Raw genomic sequence first — 17,307 nt, forward strand, 5'->3', positions numbered from 1 at the left:
ATCGAGGCGTCCCGCCTTTGATCCCGAGACAAGGCTGGTTGCGAAGCCGCGAAGCGAACCCTCTGTCCGTTGTCAGGCAGCATGCCTGACCTCCGGGCTTCATTATTTCTTCTGCGGCGGCGGAGCGAAGTCGGCGGCCGTGAGCACGCCGTCCTTGTCTTTGTCATGGGTGTTGAACCACAGGTCCACGCTGCCGGGATCTTTGCCAGCAGGCTGGTGCTGGCGGAATTCTTCCAGCGTCACACTGCCGTTTTTGTCGTCGTCACAGTTCTTGAGAATGCTGTTGAACTCCGTTTTGCCTGAATCGGCACCGGGCTTTTTGATGCCTTGATTCGGTGCTGTACCGGGCTTTTTGACGCGCGGTGGCGTGGCTCCGGCATCGGGCTTTTTGACGACTGGCTTGCTGCCGTCGGGCGCAGGCTTCTTCACGACGGGCTTCGTTGGATCAGCGGCCGGTTTCTTGACCGCAGGCTGGTTTGGGTCAGCGGGGAGCTTCTTGATGGCCGGCTTGGTGCCCTCGGGCGCGAGCTTTGGCTTTTTGACGACCGGCTTGTCAACGGCTTCGGCCTTCTTCACAACTGGTTGGTCGTCTGCGGCAGGTTTCTTGCCCGGTTTGTCCTCGGCCTGGGCGGCAATGCCTGCCACGGCCAGGGTAATGAGCATCATGCGAATCGTTTTCATAGGGTTGGATTGGTTCTGAAATACGGTCGCCTGGGGGCAGGGCGGCCAAGTCAGACGATGAAACGGCTCCGCCATGCTTTCTTTGCCAACTTTCAACCTTGAACTTTGAACCGGGAACCTTGAACTAACGGCTTGGACTGGGAATCACCAAAACTCCTGCTGCTCATCCTGCCGACGCTCGCGTTGCTGCTGTGGATCGAATCGCGCTCATCGCATCCCATGCCTGCCTTGCGCAAGCGGCTGCTGCTTGTCGTGCGTGCTGTTGGCGTGATGCTCGCCCTCGCCGCACTCGCGGGTCCGGCACGTGTGACGCAGACGGGCCGCAAGGCGCTCGGCATCGTCGTCGATGCCAGTCAGAGCATGGGGGAGGAGGGTTTGGCGAAATCTCTCGTCGAAGCCGCCCGAGTGCGTGCCGCGCTCGGCAGCGAGATTGATTCGTTTGTTGTGCAACTCGGCTCCCAGCCAGAACTTCTGCCCGAAGGCAGCACTCCGGCCATGCAGGCCGAATGGCAGCAGAAAAACGGCGGCGACAGCCATTACGCCAATGCCATCGAGTACGCGGAGGCGCTGTTCCCACCGGGCGCGAGCCGCAACATCCTGGTCATCGGTGACGGACATGAGACACGCGGCAGTTTGCTCAATACGGCACGCGAGGCGGCCATTTCGGGCATCAAACTGCATGCGCTGCCGGTTTCCGGGCCGCGCAGGCCGGATGCGCGTATGATTGCGCTCACACCGAACCGCACGCGCTTGTTTGAAGGCGCCAGTTTGAGCCTGACAGCCGTGTTTGAGAGCACCATCGAGGGCGCTGGCACGCTGAAGCTCTATGAGAACGGCATCGAGGTCGAAAAGCGGCCCGTCGTGCTCAAATCCGGTGCTACACAGGAGATCACCTTCACGCGCACGCCCTCGACGCGGAACACGTTTCAATATCGCGCCGTGCTCGAAGGCATCCAAGGCGACACGCTGCCTGGCAACGACAGCGCTCTCGCCATCGTCGATGTGCGCGGGCGCTTGCGGCTGCTTTACATCGAGTCCGATGCCAATGAGGCACGCTACCTGATGCAGGCGATGGAAAAGGAGGGCGTCGAACTCGATCTGCGGCAGCCGGGCAATCTCGCGATCACGTTTGATCAGCTCGGTGGTTATGACGGCGTCATTCTTTCTGACGTTCCCGCGCATCAGCTCGGCGAACCACTCATGAATGCGCTGCGCGATTACGTCGATAAACTTGGCGGTGGCCTGATCATGCTCGGCGGACCGGGTTCCTTCGGTGTCGGCGGCTTTTATCGAACGCCCATCGAGGAAGTGCTGCCCGTGCGATTGAAAGCGCCTGATGAAGAGGAGAAGCAAAGCGCCGCCGTGGCCATCGTGATGGACCGTTCCGGCTCCATGGCTGGCGAGAAACTCGAAATGGCCAAGAGCGCCGCCATTGCGACGGCGGAAGTGCTCGGTCACAACGATTCACTCGGCGTGTGGGCCTTTGACTCCGAAGCACATGTCGTCGCGCCGATGACGCGACTCACCTCAACGAATGCGGTCTCCGGTCAAATCGCCGCTGTGGCTTCCGGTGGTGGCACGAACTTGCAGCCCGCGTTTCAACTCGGGCGCGAGGCGTTGCTGCGCACCAAGGCACGGGTGAAGCACATGATCATCCTCACGGACGGCCAGACCGCAGGCACTGGCTATGAACAACTCGCCACGCAGTGCCGTGGCGAAGGTCTCACCATTTCCACCGTCGCCATCGGCGAAGGTTCGCATGTGGCGCTGCTGCAAGCGATTGCCTCCAGCGGCGGCGGGCAGTCCTACTCCACCATCGACGCCAGCGGCATCACGCGCATCTTCACGCAGGACACGCTCATGCACACGGGCCGCATGATCCGCGAGGACCCGTTCATTCCTGAATTGAAGGAAAAACATCCCATTCTGGCCGGATTCGAGAAGTGGGACTCGCCCACGCTGCTCGGTTATGTGAAAACCACCCGCCGCACTTCCGCGCAAGTGCCGCTCGTCACCGACACCGGCGATCCGCTGCTCGCGCACTGGCGTTTTGGCCTCGGCAAGGCCACCGCATTCACTTCCGATGCCAAAAGCCGCTGGGCCTCGCTGTGGATCGCACGTTGGAGCGGTTATGGCCGCTTCTGGTCGCAGGTGCTGCGTGAAACAGCCCGCGCACCGCAAGGCCGGCTCATGGATCTGTCCGCACGCATGGCAGGCGATGACGCTCACATCAGCGTCGATCTCCTCGCAGATGCGGGCACACGTGCGAACAATGCCGTGGTCGAAGCCGAGGTGTTTCATGTGGCCGCTGATGCGCTCGGTGCGCCGATGAAAGCCGTGCAAAAGCTCTCACTGCGCCAGGACGCGCCCGGCACCTACACCAGCGATTTCAAACCGACACAGGCCGGCGTGTATCTCATCCGCGCGCAATCCGGCGCTGAAATGGTCACCACCGGCCTCATTCACAATCCCTCCACCGAAGCCAGCCTCGGCACCGTGAATGAAACCCTGCTCAAGGAAGCTGTGCGCATCACCGGCGGCGATTATCTTGATACCACGCGCTTACCGAACCTGGAGACCACCAAAGCCGTGCAGCACGAAGAACTCTGGCCGCCACTGCTGCTCGCGCTGCTGCTCATCTTCCTCATCGACACCGCCATCCGCCGCTGGGAGCATGTCGTCGGCCTTTGGCAGCTCGTCCCGATTCGCAAGGCCGTTTAGGCCAGCAGTGGCTCGACGCGTTCACGAATCAGCGCGACCAACTCCGGGTCCATGAACGGGTAATCGTCAGGTATGTCGAGAACGTCGATGCGCAGATCGTGAGCGATGGCTGGGAACTGGTCACGCAGCCGCCGCTTGTGCGCGTGTTCCATCACCAGCACCCGATCCGCCCACAACAGCAACTTCTCCGTGACACGCTGTCGCGCGGCAGCGCTGACTCCCGCACTGCGCACCTCGACACGCGGATCGTTTTGGTAAACGGCCTCCGCAGTCGGGCTGCGCCATTGGTTGCGGGAACAGAGGAAGAGGAGGTGGGTCACTTGCGAACGATCAAACTCTTCCCCGTCATCTCGGCAGACTTCGCCACGCCGAGCATGTCGAGCAGCGTCGGGGCGATGTCGGCGAGTTTGCCGCTGGCGACGGTGTAGTTCGCGGCATCGGCGGCGACGTAGATGCCGTGGACGAGGTTCGTGGTGTGAGCAGTGTGCGGGGTGCCGTCGGGGTTGCGCATGAGTTCGCAGTTGCCGTGATCGGCGGTGATGAAGAGCTTGCCGCCGAGTTCGAGCACTTTTTCGACGATCATGCGCACGCCGAGGTCGATGGTCTCGCAGGCGTGGATGCCAGCCTCAACGACGCCGGTGTGGCCGACCATGTCGGGATTGGCGTAGTTCATGATGACGGCGTCGTATTGTTCCAGACGACGCAGCACTTCAAAGGTGAGGTCGGGGGCGCTCATCTGCGGTTTTTTGTCGTAGGTGGGCACTTCCTTGGGCGAAATGGCGAGGTAGCGGTCTTCGCCGGGATTTGGCTCTTCGACACCACTGTTGAAGAAGAAGGTGACGTGCGGGTATTTCTCCGTTTCAGCAGCGCGGAGCTGCGTGAGGCCGGCGGCGGCGATGATCTGGCCGAGGTTGTTGTGCAGGCTCTCCGAAGCGAAAATGACGCGGGCACCGAAGTCGGTGTAGGTGGCGTCGTATTCGGTGAGCGTGTAGTAGCCGGTCTTCGGCGTGACTTCGCGGTCGAAGCCGGCGAAATCGGCCTTCAGGAAGGCATCGCTGAGCTGTCGAGCGCGGTCGGCACGGAAGTTGAACCACAGGATGACATCGCCATCGCGGATGCGCTGCTCGTTGGCGTTTGAAAAGATCATGGGCTGCATGAACTCATCGCCACGCGGGTCGCTCGGATAGGCGGCCTGCACGGCGGCGCTCGGCAGATCCGTGCGGACTTCGCCACGACCGAGGACAATGGCGTCCCAGGCGAGCTTGTTGCGCTCCCAGCGTGTATCGCGGTCCATGGCGTAATAGCGGCCGATGACGGTGGCGATGTTGGCACCACTGGGTTTCAAATCGGCCTCAAGCTTGGCAAGATAAGCAGCGCCGCCTTTGGGGGAGGTGTCACGGCCATCGGTGATGGCGTGGACCATGAGATCAGTGACGCCAGCGGCTTTTGCGGCATTGCAGAGAGCGGCGAGGTGATCCTGATGCGAATGCACGCCGCCATCGCTGATGAGGCCGAGGAAATGCAGGCGCTTGCCCTTGGCTTTCTCGAAGGCCTCGACGAGCACGGGCATCTTGGCGAGTTCGCCATCACGGATGCTCTTGTTGATGCGGGTGAGATCCTGATAAACGACGCGGCCAGCCCCGAGGTTGAGGTGGCCGACTTCGCTGTTGCCCATCTGGCCGTCGGGCAGGCCGACATCCTCGCCGCTGGCGCTGACGGTGCCGCGCGGGTAGGTGGCGTAGAGGTGATCGTGGAACGGGGTCTTGGCGAGCAGGGTGGCATCGCCATTGGCGGCGGCTTGAGCTTTGCCGCCGGGGTTGATGCCCCAGCCATCACGGATAATCAGAACAACGGGTTTTTTGGCCATAAGGTGTGTTTGTCAGCGCTCCTTGTGCCAAGTCGGGCCGGGAATCAAGGGCGGGAAAGAACCGAGGTGTCAGAACGTTTGCGCTCGGGGCCGACTCGGACTATAAAAGGCCGCCTTTTCCACGTTTTCGCCGTCATTCCCGTCATGACTCCCGGACTGCTCTCCAAACTCCCCCAGATCACCATCGCCACATTCGTTTTCGCGCTGGGATCAGCTGCGTTTGACACCGTGCGTGCTGAAGACAAGCCTGGGTTCTTCAAAAAACTCTTTGGTGGCGGTAGCAAGACCGAGACTCCGCCTGAGCCCGAAAAGAAACCAGCCCCGGCAAGCAAGCCAAAGGCGGAACCGGCCAAAACGACCGCGAAACCAACCGCATCCGCGCCGCCGACCGGCAAACCACCGCGGGTCATCATCACCACGACCGGTGGCGGTTCGAAGAAGAAAGTCGAGATCGGCAAGACCACAACGCCAGCGCCCACCAAAACAGCGGCCAAGACAGAGACACCCAAGGCCGAGCCGAAGCTGGAACCCATCAAAGACGTGACCGCCACAGCCAAACGGGGCGAAGGCGAGTTCAAGGGCGATAATGACGACAAGGCTGCCGCAGCAAAAGCAGAAGCGACGGTGCTGCCCGCCAAAGACGGCTGGGACATCGTGAAGATCGAAGGTCGTGAGTACGTGACGGCCGAGAGCATCCGCAATTTTTATAACCCGGTCTATGGCTTCACGACCTTCCGCCTGCAGGGCAATCATTTCTGGCTCGGTTCCTCGAAGCTCATCCTCAAGGCGCAGATCGGCTCGCAGGAGATGCTGATCAACAACATCAAGTTCATCCTCAGCTTCCCGGTGTTGTCCCATAACGGCAAGGTGCTGTTCTCACGCCTCGATTTGTGCAAGCTGATCGATCCAGTGCTCTATCCGAGCCACATTCAAAATGCCGAGTACTTCGACACCGTGGTCGTCGATGCCGGTCACGGCGGCCATGACGCCGGTGCGCGCGGCATCTATGGCTATGAAAAAGACTTTGCGCTGAAAATGGCGATGTCGGTGCGCACAGCGCTGATGCAGCGCGGCTTCAAGGTCATCCTGACCCGTGCCAACGACACCTTCATCACGCTGGGTGGACGTGTCGCCATCGCCAACCAGACGCCGAAGAGCATTTTCCTGAGCTTCCACTTCAACTCCGGCGGTTCCGCGGCCACAGGCATCGAAACCTGGGCGCTGACGCCGCAGAACGCTTCCGCCACAATGAGCCGCGGTGGCGGCTTCAACTTGAACGGTGTCACCGGCAACAAGCAGGACTCCGCGAACATCGCGCTCGCCACGGCAGTGCATGCAAGTGTCATCAGCCGCTTCAAATTCGTCGATCGTGGCGTCAAGCGTGCGCAGTGGAGCGTGCTCAGCGGCTGCAAACGCCCCGGCATCCTGTTTGAGGGCGGCTTCGTCACCAATGGTGCGGAATGCCTGCTCGTTGCCTCCGACACCTATCGCCAGCAGGTTTCTGCCGCCGTCGCCGACGCCGTGGTGAATTACCGCAAGGCGCTGGAATCCGCGATGGCGTCGAAGCGCTGAATTGGATGCTTGATGCTGGTGGCTAGATGCTAGAACCGGGCACCAGGCATCTGGAGAGCAGTTCCGCAAGCTGCACGGTGCTCTCCAACGTGAATTCCGCTGTCACCTGAGGCTCGTGATGGCTCAGAATGCGAATCGTGCGCGGCACACCGGCATTGATAGCCATTTGAATGTCGCGGTCGTGGTCGCCGACGAGCCAGCTTTGCGTCAGGTCGAGGCCGTGTTCGTCTTTGGCACGCAAAATCATCTCGGGACTCGGTTTGCGGCAGGTGCAGGTGCCGGAGAGATGTGTGCAGGCATAGAGGCCATCGAACGCGGCGGCATGCGGCGCGAGTTCGGCCTGCATGCGGGCATGAATGTCGTCTAAACTGGCCTGCGTCATCAATCCCTTGCCCACGCCCTGCTGGCTGGTGACGAGGATCGTGGCATAGCCGCGTGAACGGCACAGTGCGAGCGCCGCGATAATACCCGGCGAGAAATGAAACTCCTCCCAGCGCAGCACATAGCCCGCGCCGGGCGAGACATTGACGACGCCATCGCGGTCAAAGAATACGGCGGGGCGCAATGCGTTGCTCATGGCTGGGAAGCGCTCATCGCGGGCCACACCGGGAAGCCATGCATCATCACATTATCGCCCATGGGCCGGACGGTGACTTGGTCGAGTTCAATGGACTGTGGCAACGCCGGTCCGGCGAGCGAAGGGCGGCCACCACCGCAGAGGCGCGGGGCGATGTACCAATAGACCTCATCGACGAATTTTTCGCGAAACGCCTGGCCGAGGATGATGCCGCCGCCTTCGATGAGGACGGTGAGGACGCCGCGTTTGCCGAGGTCTTTGAGCACCTCGGGCAGATCCTTGCCGTGCATGATGAGCGTGCGCTCGCGGAACTCGTCGGTGAGGATGTGGGAGTGCGGCGGAATTTCACCACTACGGGTGAGCACCACCCGCCAGGGCTGCAGCTTGCCGCTGCCAACGCTGCCGTCACGCAAGGTGAGCTGCGGGTTGTCCATGCGGATGGTGACGGCACCCACGATGATCGCATCGGCACGCATGCGCAGCCTGCGGCCATGGGCACGGGCGGAGTCATTGGTGATCCACGGGCTCTCGCCGGCAGGACGCGTGATGCGGCCGTCGAGGCTCTGGCCGGCCTTGGCAATGACATAGGGCATGCCGGTGGTGATCCATTTGGTAAAGGGGCGGATCAGCGCTTTACATTCCGCTTCCAGCACCCCGCCGGTCACTTCGATGCCGGCGAGCAGGAAAATGTCGCGGCATTGCATGAGATGCTTGGGATTGGGATCATGCGCGCCATAGACGACACGCTTGATGCCTGCGGCCTTGATCGCCTCGGTGCAGGGCGGCGTGCGGCCCTGGGTGCAGCAGGGTTCGAGCGTGACAAAGATCGTGGCACCCGGCAGCAGCTTCGGATTGGACTGCTGCGCATCCCGAATCGCCTCCACCTCGGCATGCGCTTCACCGGCTTTGTGATGGTACCCCTGACCGATGACTTTGCCCTGCGCGACGATTACGGCACCCACAGGCGGATTCGGACTCGTGAGACCCACGCCGCGCTGTGCTTGATCGAGCGCGAGGTGCATCCAGCGCTGGTCGGGCGTTTCGTTTTTGTCGGTGGGTGGTGGCATGCGAGGCGCGCATCATAAACACTGTGACGACGCTGAGAAGTAAGAAGTTTAAGCTCGCCGCAGATGGTGTGGCGGCGTTACTTTGCCACCACTGATGAAACTCTCCGAAAAAGCCCTGTTGTATCGCGAACTGGCGAAGCTGGTGGGCGCAGATTTCCATCTCGACCGTTCGATTCAGCTCCTGCTGAATCAAAAGCCGTCGCATGCACGCCAAACATGGCTGCTGGGGCTGCAGCAGGGACTCGCCGAAGGAAAGAGCATTGCGGAATCGCTCACTGCGCACTGTGGCGCATTCTCCGGCACGCTGGAGTTTGCCTTGATCGAGGCGGGAGGACGCAGCGGACGGCTCAACGATGCGTTCAGCCATCTATCGCGCTATTTTGAAGCCTGGGACGTGGCGGTGCGGCAGGCGCTGGGTGCTATGATCTACCCGCTGGTGCTCGCGCATCTGGGCATCGTGCTGCCGGAGCTGCCGACGATGGTGACTGCCTCGATGGAGGGAAAAAATTACGCGCTGGGTGGCATGCTCATGCCGCTGGCGATTCTCTGGCTGATCCTGCTGTCGTCGTTTCTGCTCTGGCGCTGGTTGTCGCGGCTGGGTGCAGAATCGGCAGCGGTCGATACCTGGCTCGGGCGCATCCCGCTCATCGGCAGCGTGCGTCGGCATTGGGCGCTGGCTCGGTTTGCACAGGTGTTTCATGCCTGCCTGCTTGCCTCGATGCGCATGACGGAGTGCATGCTGCTCGCCGGTGGTGCCTCGCACAGCGGCCTGCTGCGGCGTGCGGCGCGGGATGCGGCCCAGCGCATCGCCGCCGGAGAAACCATCGCCGGTGCCATGGCGGATGTGCATGGCTTCCCCATCGTGTTTGTGCATGGCACCGCCACGGCGGAGGAAGCCGGCACCTTGGACCATGAAATGAACCGCTGGGCCGCCGCTGAAACCATCGAGGCGAGCGACGCCGTGCAGCGTGCAGCGCAGTGGATCCCCAAATTCGCCTACGGCCTCGTGGTCCTCTATGTGGTCTATCGCATCCTCAGCATGATGGGTGGCTACTTTGGCAGCCTGAAGCAGCTCGAGAATCTTTGAGGACGCTTGGCGGCTGATATTTTGTGACCAGCGCGTGAAAGTGCTTTACGGCATGTGTGGCATGCGCTTTCTGTTCGACCGAACAGCTTTATTTCCCACCTCACACACTACTACCATGGCCCGCGCACCCAAAGAATCCTCCGAAGCGACCCCCAAGACCGACAAACTCGCCGAAGCACGCGGCCGCAATCTCGATCTCGCCATCCAGCAGATCCAAAAAGACTACGGCGAAGGAGCCATTCTGCGCATGGGCGGCGAAGGCTTGAAATCAGACATCGCCGTCATCCCCACTGGCAATCTCTTGATCGACCAAGCGCTCGGCACCGGTGGTTTCCCGCGTGGTCGTGTGGTGGAAATCTACGGCCCGGAATCTTCCGGTAAAACGACGCTCACACTCACCGTCATCGCCCAAGCGCAGAAAGCGGGCGGTCTCGCGGCTTTCATCGACGTGGAGCATGCGCTCGATCCCGCCTACGCCCGTCGTCTTGGCGTCAAAATGGATGAACTGCTCGTCTCGCAGCCGAGTTCCGGTGAAGAAGCGCTGCGCATCTGCGAAACACTCGTGCGCTCGAATGCACTCGACGTCATCGTCATCGACTCCGTGGCCGCTCTCGTCACCCGCCAGGAACTCGAAGGCGACATCGGCGACTCCACCGTCGGTGCCCAAGCACGTCTCATGAGCGCCGCGTTGCGCAAGCTGACCGCCATCATCGCCAAGGCACGCACCTGCTGCATCTTCACCAATCAGATCCGTGAAAAGATCGGCGTCATGTTCGGCAATCCCGAAACCACCCCCGGCGGCAAAGCGCTCAAGTTCTACGCCAGCGTGCGCGTGGACATCCGCCGCATCGGCGCCATCAAAACCACCGACGGTGTCGTCACCGGCAACCGCACCAAGGTCAAAATCGTCAAAAACAAGCTCGCACCGCCTTACACCGAGGCCGAGTTCGACATCATGTACAACGAAGGCATCTCGAATGTCGGCTCCTTGCTCGATCTCGCGATGGAATACGAGATCCTGCAAAAACGCGGCTCCTGGATCAGCTACAAAGGCACCCAGCTCGCCCAAGGCCGCGACGCCGCGAAGGAAGTCCTCCGCAACGACGCCACCGTCTATGCCGAGATCGAAGCCGCCGTGAAAGCCAAGCAGGCCGAGAAAGGTGCCGCCGCTGACAAAGGTTCGTCCGCCAAAGGTGCGCCAGCATCAGACGCCGATGAGTAAATCTTGATTGGGATGCCGGACTTTCCGGTCCGGCTTCCCGGCCATTCGCCACAGCGGTTGACTTTTCCGGCCCTGTGCGCCTCCTTTCGCGGTCATTCCGCGACTCGTATGGCTAAACACGGCCAGCAACAGCAGGACACCTCCGCGAACGAGAACCAGTCGTCCAGCGGAGGCAGGCAGGCTGTTGTCGAACTCTGTGAAATTTCGGCCTGCGGCTTGGTTTTCTGGTCACGACATCGCTTTGAGATCGGTGCCGAGGTGCAGGTGCGCATCAAACGTTCTGCCCTGCTCGCCGCTTGCCATGTGCTATCGAGTTCGGGATCCAAGTGGGTCATGTTAAAGGGCCTCGTCGTCGCCTGTCCGCCGCAGCGGCGTACCGATGGCTCATCCGGCTTTGAAGTCTCGCTGCTCATGGAGCAGGCGCTCTGCGGTTGCATGCCGCCGCCGAAAATCCCCGCGCCGTTGTGCTGGTTCACGCCACCGCTGCCCGGCCTGCGCCGTTTCGGCCTGAATTGACGGCCTACTCGAACTCGATGCCAAAAAAGTCCAGCATCACCTGGCGATAGACGTGGCGCTTGAACTTCGGCACCCAGTCCATCTGAAACTCGGACGGTTTGATCCACTTGAAGCTCGCGAATTCGCGATGCGTGGCATCCAGATCGAAGTCCTGGTCCTCACCCAGGAAACGGCACAAAAAATACGCCTGTTCCTGGCCGCCGTAGATGCCGTACTTCAGTCGTCCCTTCGTGAAGGCATAGCGGTAGCCGTCACGCCGCTGCACAATCTCCAGCAACTCACGCTTCACGCCGATCTCCTCCGCCAGTTCGCGAAACAGCGCCTGCTCCGCGTCTTCACCCTCATCAATCCCGCCCTGCGGAAACTGCCACGCACCGGGTATGTTGATGCGCTCGGCCACAAAAATGTCGCCATTCGCCCGCTGCAGGATGGCGGCGACATTCGGTCGATAGACGATGGCTTCAGCGGGAATCATAGGCCGGATGGATGCCTCATGGTGTAGCCCTTCGTCGGTCGCGAGCGGCTGCTCCAGCGGGGGCCATCGCTGTCAGCATCACTGTAACCCGTGTCCAGTCGCAATCCCGCCACTTCCAGGAACACATGGCCTTTGCGCGCATACACCGTGATCCACTTGCCCTTGCCGCTGCTGCCGTAGCTGCGAAACGCGGTTGAAGTCGTCGGTTCATCCAGTTTGCCCGCCGCATGTAGCACATACGAAGTCGTGCCCGAGCAATCATACGCGCTGTCTTCAAACCTCGCATGCCCGCCGCCACGCCGATAGGGCTTCGTGCAGATGCGGTTGCCCGCCGTGATGGCTCGCATGACATCCGCCGGCGCATTCGCCGGCGGCACGGCCCGGCCGCCGATGATGACCGCCGTCTTGCCCGGCGCATACTTGTACTCCCAGCGGCTGCCAGCGCTGGAGCCGCATTGGCAGAGCAGCATGCACAGCGGCAGCAGCAGGAGATTGGGTAAAAGACGCAGCATGGCCGCCATCGTATGCAACACTCACGAAATGACAAGGCGCGCAACACTGCCTTGCCATGTTTTCAAAAACCCGCCAGAATCGCCCGCCATGCTGAAAAAACTCATCGCCCCGCTCCTGCTTGCCGCCATCGCCTGCGTCGTTGCCTTCGCCGCACCCGCCGCCAAGCGCAAGATTCTCTTCTTCTCCAAATCGAGCGGCTTTGAGCACAGCGTCATCTCGTGGAAGAATGGTCAGCCCAGCCACGCAGAAAAAGTGCTGCTCGAACTCGGCGCGAAAAACGGCTGGGACTTCGAGTTTTCCAAGGACGGCTCCAAGTTCAGCAAGGACTACCTCGCCCAGTTCGACGCCGTGTTTTTCTACACCACCGGTGATCTGTGCAGCGAGGGCACCGACAAGCAGCCGGCCATGTCGCTTGAGGGCAAGCAGGCGCTGTTTGATTTCGTCAAAGCCGGCAAAGGCTTCATCGGCACGCATTCCGCCAGCGACACCTTCCACACCGACAACGAGTCCAAGAAAGGCCCAGAGCGCTATTTGAACCACGGCGACAAGGCGGATGCGTATGTGCGCTTCATCGGTGGCGAATTCATCAAGCATGGTGCGCAGCAAGTCGCCAAAAACACGGTCACGAACCCGAAATTCCCCGGCTTCGAGAAAGTCGGTGCTGAATTTGGCTTCCAGGAAGAATGGTACTCGCTCAAGGACTTCACGCCTGACATCCATGTGCTCAGCGTGATCGACGCACCGGCCATGACCGGCAAGGAATATGAGCGCCCGGCTTATCCGAGCACTTGGGCACGTAAAGAAGGCCAGGGCCGCGTCTGGTACACCGCCATGGGTCATCGCGAAGACGTTTGGACCAATCCCACCTTCCAAAACATCCTCGTCGGCGGCGTGAAATGGGCACTGGGCGACGCTCAAGCCGACATCTATCCCAACCTCAAAGAAACCGCCCCCGGTGCGCTCACCAACCCGCCCTATGTCGAGCCTCCGCCGCCGAAGCCTGCCAAAAAGTAGCCCAGTTGCTGTGCAACTGGTCCCCTCATTCTAAATCTCCAGTTGCACAGCAACTGGACAACTTTTCCAAACCATGCCCAAAGCCCTTCAAATTCTCATCTGGATCGCCATCTCCGCGCTTGGAGCCGGTTCCGTCGCTTTCTCCGCTCTCCATAAAGGAGAAACCATCAATGCCCTCTGGCTCGTCGTCGCTGGCATGTGTTCGTTCGCGGTCGCCTATCGCTTCTACAGCAAATGGCTCATCACCAAGGTGCTCGTGCTCGACAAGCAGCGTGCGACGCCAGCCCACACGAACAAGGACGGCAAGGACTATGTACCCACGAACAAATGGGTCGTCTTCGGCCATCACTTCGCCGCCATCGCAGGTCCGGGGCCGCTCGTCGGGCCGGTGCTCGCGGCGCAGTTTGGCTATCTCCCGGGCATGTTGTGGATCTTGATCGGTGCCACGCTCGGCGGCGGTGTGCATGATGCCATCGTGATGTTTGCCTCCATCCGCCGTGGCGGTAAATCGGTGGGCCAGATGCTCAAGGAGGAGGTCAATCCGTTTGTCGGTTTTGTGGCGATGATTTCCGTGCTGGCGATCATGACGATCCTCCTCGCCGTGCTCGGCCTCGTGGTGGTCAAAGCGCTCGCGGAAAGCCCCTGGGGCCTGTTCACCATCGCCATGACCATCCCGCTGGCCTTCATCATGGGCTTCGGTCACACGATTTTCAAAGTCAGCGTGCGCGACATCACGATTTTCGGCATCGTCGGCCTCATTGTCAGCGTGTGGGCGGGCAGCCACCTCAAGGACTGGGGCATCGAGCACTTATTTGACTACAAAGGTGAAACCATTGCGTGGTCGATCATGATTTACGGCTTCGCCGCCTCCGTGCTGCCGGTCTGGATGCTCCTCGCGCCGCGTGACTACCTCAGCACCTTCATGAAGATCGGCACGGTCGCCGTTTTGGCCGTCGTGGTGATCTGGGTGGCTCCCGATTTGCAGATGCCGAAGCTCACGAAGTTCATTGACGGCACGGGCCTCGTCTTTTTGGGAACCGTCTTTCCCTTCGTCTTCATCACCATCGCCTGCGGTGCCATCTCTGGCTTCCACGCGCTCATTTCATCCGGCACGACGCCGAAGCTGCTCGACCGCGAGGACCAGATCCGCAGCGTCGCCTATGGCGCGATGATCACGGAAATGCTCGTCGCGCTGATGGCGCTCGTCGCCGCGTGCGCGTTGCAGCCCGGTGAGTACTTCGCCATCAATGCCGGTGCCGCCAAGATCGTTCAAACCGATCCTTCCCAGGCTGCTGCCGTGACCCAGATGATCACCACGGCCGGCTTCCCCGTCACCGTCGCCGGCATGGACAAACTGGCCGCTGACATCGGCGAGAAGACGATGTTTGGCCGCGTCGGCGGTGCGCCGACTTTTGCCGTCGGCATGGCGCAGATGTTTGCACGCGCCTTTGGCCCGTCCTGGATGGCGTTCTGGTATCACTTCGCCATCATGTTTGAGGCATTGTTCATTCTGACCACCATTGATGCGGGCACGCGAGTTGGACGGTTCATACTCCAGGACTTCCTCGGCGGCATCTGGAAGCCGCTCGGCAACACGCGCAGCCTGCCTGCCAATGTCTTCGCCAGCGCCCTGCTCGTCGCCGCCTGGGGCTTCTTCCTTTATCAGGGCGTGGTCGATCCGCTCGGCGGCATCAACACGCTGTGGCCGCTGTTTGGCATCGCCAATCAGCTTCTCGCCGTCATCGCCTTCTGCCTCGGCACCACCATCCTCATCAAGATGGGCAAGGCGCGTTACCTTGCCGTGACCGTCATCCCGCTGCTGTTCCTCATGAGCGTCACGTTCGCCGCCGGTTACATCAAGCTCTTCGACCCCAATCCGAAGATGGGCTTCATCTCCGCCACCAAGTTCTACGCCGGTAAGATCGCCGCCGGCGGCACCGACAAGGAAATGAAGGAATGGGCCGCACAGCAGTTCAACTTCACCGTCGATACCGTCGTCACCGCCTTCTTCCTCCTCGCCGTCGCCATCATCTTCCTCGGCTGCTTGCGCGAGTGGATCAAGCTCCTCAGCGGCTCGAAGCAGATCGTGCTGAATGAGGCGCCGTATGTGGCGCTGCCGGAAGGGACGTGAGCGGCGCGACAGCGTCCTGGAGTGCGCCGGCCCTCCGGCGCTTTCGAGCGTCTTCGAGCCCACGAAAAGCTCCAGAGGACTGGAGCACTCCAAAACGCTGCCGCGATCTTTGCAAACGCCGGTGTCTTCGTTGCGTTCTTTGTGCTCCATGCGCACCACTCTCGCTCTTCTCCTCTCGACATCGTATCTCTTCGCCGCCGACTGGCCCGAATTCCGCGGCAGCGCCGCCCAAGGCCACTCGGACGCGAAAAACCTCCCGCAATACTGGGGTCCATCACAGCATGTGGTGTGGAAGTCCGCCGTTGCAGGCATTGGCTGGTCCTCGCCCGTAGTGATTGGGAATCGCATCTTCCTGACCTCCGCGCTACCCATCGGCGGCGTGGAAGACCCCAAGGCCGACCGCTCGCTGCACGCCCTGGCGCTTGATGTCGCCACCGGAAAGCCGGTGTGGGATGTGGAAATCTTCACGGCCACTGCGCCGCGCATGCATCGCAAAAACAGCCATGCCAGCCCGACGCCCGTTTATGAGGACGGCAGGCTGTACGTCCACTTTGGCCACCTCGGCACCGCCTGTTTGGATGCCGCCACCGGCAAGTCCATCTGGGCCACGCAGGAGTTCGCGTACTCGCCCGTGCATGGCAATGGCAGCAGCCCCGTGCTGTTTGAAGACCTGCTCATCTTCTCCGCCGACGCTGAAACCGACCCGAAAGTCATCGCGCTCGACAAAACCACCGGCAAACAGCGCTGGGCCTTCGCGCGGCAGTCGGAGGCGAAAAAGAAATTCTCCTTCTGCACGCCGCTCATCATTGAGGTGAACGGCCAGAAGCAGCTCATCACCCCCGGCAGCGGCGTGGTGAACGCGCTGAACCCGAAAACCGGCGAGGAAATCTGGCGCTGCAACTACGACCAGGGCTATTCCGTCATCCCTCGCCCGGTTTACGCCCACGGCATGCTCTACATCTCCACCGGCTACGACAAGCCCGTGCTCCTTGCCATCAAGGCCGACGGCAATGGCGATGTCACCGCCACACACCTCGCCTGGACCATCGACAAAGCCGCGCCGCACACTCCGTGCATGGCCGTCATCGGTGATGAACTGTATTTCGTGGCCGACAACGGCATCCTGACCTGCGCCGACGCCAAAACCGGCCAGATCCACTACTCCGAGCGCTGCACCGGCCCCATCTCCAGTTCCCTGCTCGTTGCCGACGGCAAACTCTATCTTCAGGACGAAAAAGGCCTCGGCGTCGTCGTGAAACCCGGCAAGACCTTCCAAATCCTCGCCAAAAACGATCTCGCCGAGCGCAGCCTCGCCTCCTACGCTGTCATCGGCTCCGACCTCCTCATTCGCACCGAGGCCAATCTGTATCGGATCAAGAAGTGATACCCTGCGACTTGCCAGATCATGTCCGAACTCGTCGCCGCCATTCTTGAGCCCCTGTTGGGCCTCTGCTTGAGAATTGGGAGGCTATTCTGCTTTTCTTTCGTGCCGACGACGCCATGAAGCACCCCCTAAAACAGGAGTGACCGGAAAACCGCTTCGGCGGCACCTCTGGAAATCCGAATGACCGAAAAACCCTTGGGGAGGCTCAGACATCCTGCCCTCGGGCGCTTCTCGAACCGTGACAAGGAATGTCAATGAGCCTCTGCGACCGTCCAGCCTCTGCGGTTAAAACCAGGTAACCGCAGAGGATGGACGGTCGCAGAGAAGAACTGGCTCACTGAGTTTCCCCTGGGGTAAGGATGTCGGCGGCTCTTGCACGGCCCCCAGTCTCCGAAAAACGCCAAGATCTCTCAAAGGGCAATCTTTCGACGAGTCGCTCCTTTAGAATCATGATTCAGGCTCTAATTGGCACTTTTTTGG

15 protein-coding genes are annotated in these 17,307 nt (G+C 61.1%); 8 read left to right on the forward strand and 7 right to left on the reverse strand.

Annotated elements, in window-relative coordinates; all coding sequences use genetic code 11:
- Positions 1-102 precede the first annotated feature (102 nt).
- Positions 103-681: a hypothetical protein gene (locus tag ACKVY0_RS05485; protein ID WP_409213784.1), complete on the reverse strand. Its 579-nt coding sequence runs from the start codon at positions 679-681 to the stop codon at positions 103-105.
- A 132-nt stretch (positions 682-813) separates the two neighbouring features.
- Here ACKVY0_RS05485 and ACKVY0_RS05490 point away from each other — a divergent pair, with 132 nt between their 5' ends.
- A complete protein-coding gene (locus ACKVY0_RS05490) occupies positions 814-3,402 on the forward strand; it encodes a VWA domain-containing protein (RefSeq protein ID WP_409213785.1) in 2,589 nt (862 codons plus the stop codon).
- On the opposite strand, the gene ACKVY0_RS05495 is transcribed toward ACKVY0_RS05490, so the two are convergent.
- On the reverse strand, positions 3,399-3,722 hold the full coding sequence (locus tag ACKVY0_RS05495) for a low molecular weight protein tyrosine phosphatase family protein (RefSeq protein ID WP_409213786.1): 324 nt from the start codon (positions 3,720-3,722) through the stop codon (positions 3,399-3,401). The genes ACKVY0_RS05490 and ACKVY0_RS05495 overlap by 4 nt on opposite strands.
- Positions 3,719-5,269: a 2,3-bisphosphoglycerate-independent phosphoglycerate mutase gene (gene gpmI / locus ACKVY0_RS05500; protein WP_409213787.1), complete on the reverse strand. Its 1,551-nt coding sequence runs from the start codon at positions 5,267-5,269 to the stop codon at positions 3,719-3,721. The genes ACKVY0_RS05495 and gpmI overlap by 4 nt, the downstream gene beginning before the upstream one ends.
- A gap of 144 nt (positions 5,270-5,413) precedes the next feature.
- On the opposite strand from gpmI, the gene ACKVY0_RS05505 reads away from it, so the two are divergent.
- Positions 5,414-6,841, forward strand: a complete 1,428-nt coding sequence (locus ACKVY0_RS05505) for an N-acetylmuramoyl-L-alanine amidase (RefSeq protein ID WP_409213788.1) — start codon at positions 5,414-5,416, stop codon at positions 6,839-6,841.
- Positions 6,842-6,863: 22 nt separating this feature from the next.
- Here ACKVY0_RS05505 and ACKVY0_RS05510 read toward each other — a convergent pair whose 3' ends face one another.
- Both ACKVY0_RS05510 and ribD read right to left on the reverse strand, forming a co-directional pair.
- On the reverse strand, positions 6,864-7,418 hold the full coding sequence (locus ACKVY0_RS05510) for a D-glycero-alpha-D-manno-heptose-1,7-bisphosphate 7-phosphatase (protein ID WP_409213789.1): 555 nt from the start codon (positions 7,416-7,418) through the stop codon (positions 6,864-6,866).
- Positions 7,415-8,485, reverse strand: coding sequence for a bifunctional diaminohydroxyphosphoribosylaminopyrimidine deaminase/5-amino-6-(5-phosphoribosylamino)uracil reductase RibD (gene ribD, locus ACKVY0_RS05515; protein ID WP_409213790.1), 1,071 nt, complete (start codon positions 8,483-8,485; stop codon positions 7,415-7,417). The genes ACKVY0_RS05510 and ribD overlap by 4 nt, the downstream gene beginning before the upstream one ends.
- A gap of 94 nt (positions 8,486-8,579) precedes the next feature.
- On the opposite strand from ribD, the gene ACKVY0_RS05520 reads away from it, so the two are divergent.
- From ACKVY0_RS05520 to ACKVY0_RS05530, 3 genes are all read left to right on the forward strand, one after another.
- Positions 8,580-9,572 carry a type II secretion system F family protein gene (locus tag ACKVY0_RS05520; protein ID WP_409213791.1) on the forward strand — a complete coding sequence of 331 codons (993 nt, stop codon included), beginning with the start codon at positions 8,580-8,582 and terminating at the stop codon, positions 9,570-9,572.
- Between the two features lie 115 nt (positions 9,573-9,687).
- Entirely contained in the window at positions 9,688-10,794 is a 1,107-nt protein-coding gene (gene recA, locus ACKVY0_RS05525) for a recombinase RecA (protein ID WP_409213792.1), read from the forward strand.
- 108 nt (positions 10,795-10,902) lie between these two features.
- Complete coding sequence (locus ACKVY0_RS05530) at positions 10,903-11,310, forward strand: hypothetical protein (RefSeq protein WP_409213793.1); 408 nt, start codon at positions 10,903-10,905, stop codon at positions 11,308-11,310.
- A 4-nt stretch (positions 11,311-11,314) separates the two neighbouring features.
- Here ACKVY0_RS05530 and ACKVY0_RS05535 read toward each other — a convergent pair whose 3' ends face one another.
- Together ACKVY0_RS05535 and ACKVY0_RS05540 are read right to left on the reverse strand one after the other, a co-directional pair.
- A complete protein-coding gene (locus ACKVY0_RS05535; protein WP_409213794.1) occupies positions 11,315-11,785 on the reverse strand; it encodes an RNA pyrophosphohydrolase in 471 nt (156 codons plus the stop codon).
- Positions 11,782-12,297, reverse strand: coding sequence for a peptidoglycan endopeptidase (locus ACKVY0_RS05540; protein WP_409213795.1), 516 nt, complete (start codon positions 12,295-12,297; stop codon positions 11,782-11,784). The genes ACKVY0_RS05535 and ACKVY0_RS05540 overlap by 4 nt, the downstream gene beginning before the upstream one ends.
- A gap of 88 nt (positions 12,298-12,385) precedes the next feature.
- Here ACKVY0_RS05540 and ACKVY0_RS05545 point away from each other — a divergent pair, with 88 nt between their 5' ends.
- From ACKVY0_RS05545 to ACKVY0_RS05555, 3 genes are all read left to right on the forward strand, one after another.
- Positions 12,386-13,312, forward strand: coding sequence for a ThuA domain-containing protein (locus ACKVY0_RS05545; RefSeq protein ID WP_409213796.1), 927 nt, complete (start codon positions 12,386-12,388; stop codon positions 13,310-13,312).
- 73 nt (positions 13,313-13,385) lie between these two features.
- Positions 13,386-15,443 carry a carbon starvation CstA family protein gene (locus ACKVY0_RS05550; protein ID WP_409213797.1) on the forward strand — a complete coding sequence of 686 codons (2,058 nt, stop codon included), beginning with the start codon at positions 13,386-13,388 and terminating at the stop codon, positions 15,441-15,443.
- Positions 15,444-15,591: 148 nt separating this feature from the next.
- Complete coding sequence (locus ACKVY0_RS05555; RefSeq protein WP_409213798.1) at positions 15,592-16,827, forward strand: PQQ-binding-like beta-propeller repeat protein; 1,236 nt, start codon at positions 15,592-15,594, stop codon at positions 16,825-16,827.
- The last annotated feature ends 480 nt before the right edge of the window (positions 16,828-17,307 follow it).

Source organism: Prosthecobacter sp. (assembly GCF_046154365.1).
Taxonomy (GTDB): domain Bacteria; phylum Verrucomicrobiota; class Verrucomicrobiia; order Verrucomicrobiales; family Verrucomicrobiaceae; genus Prosthecobacter.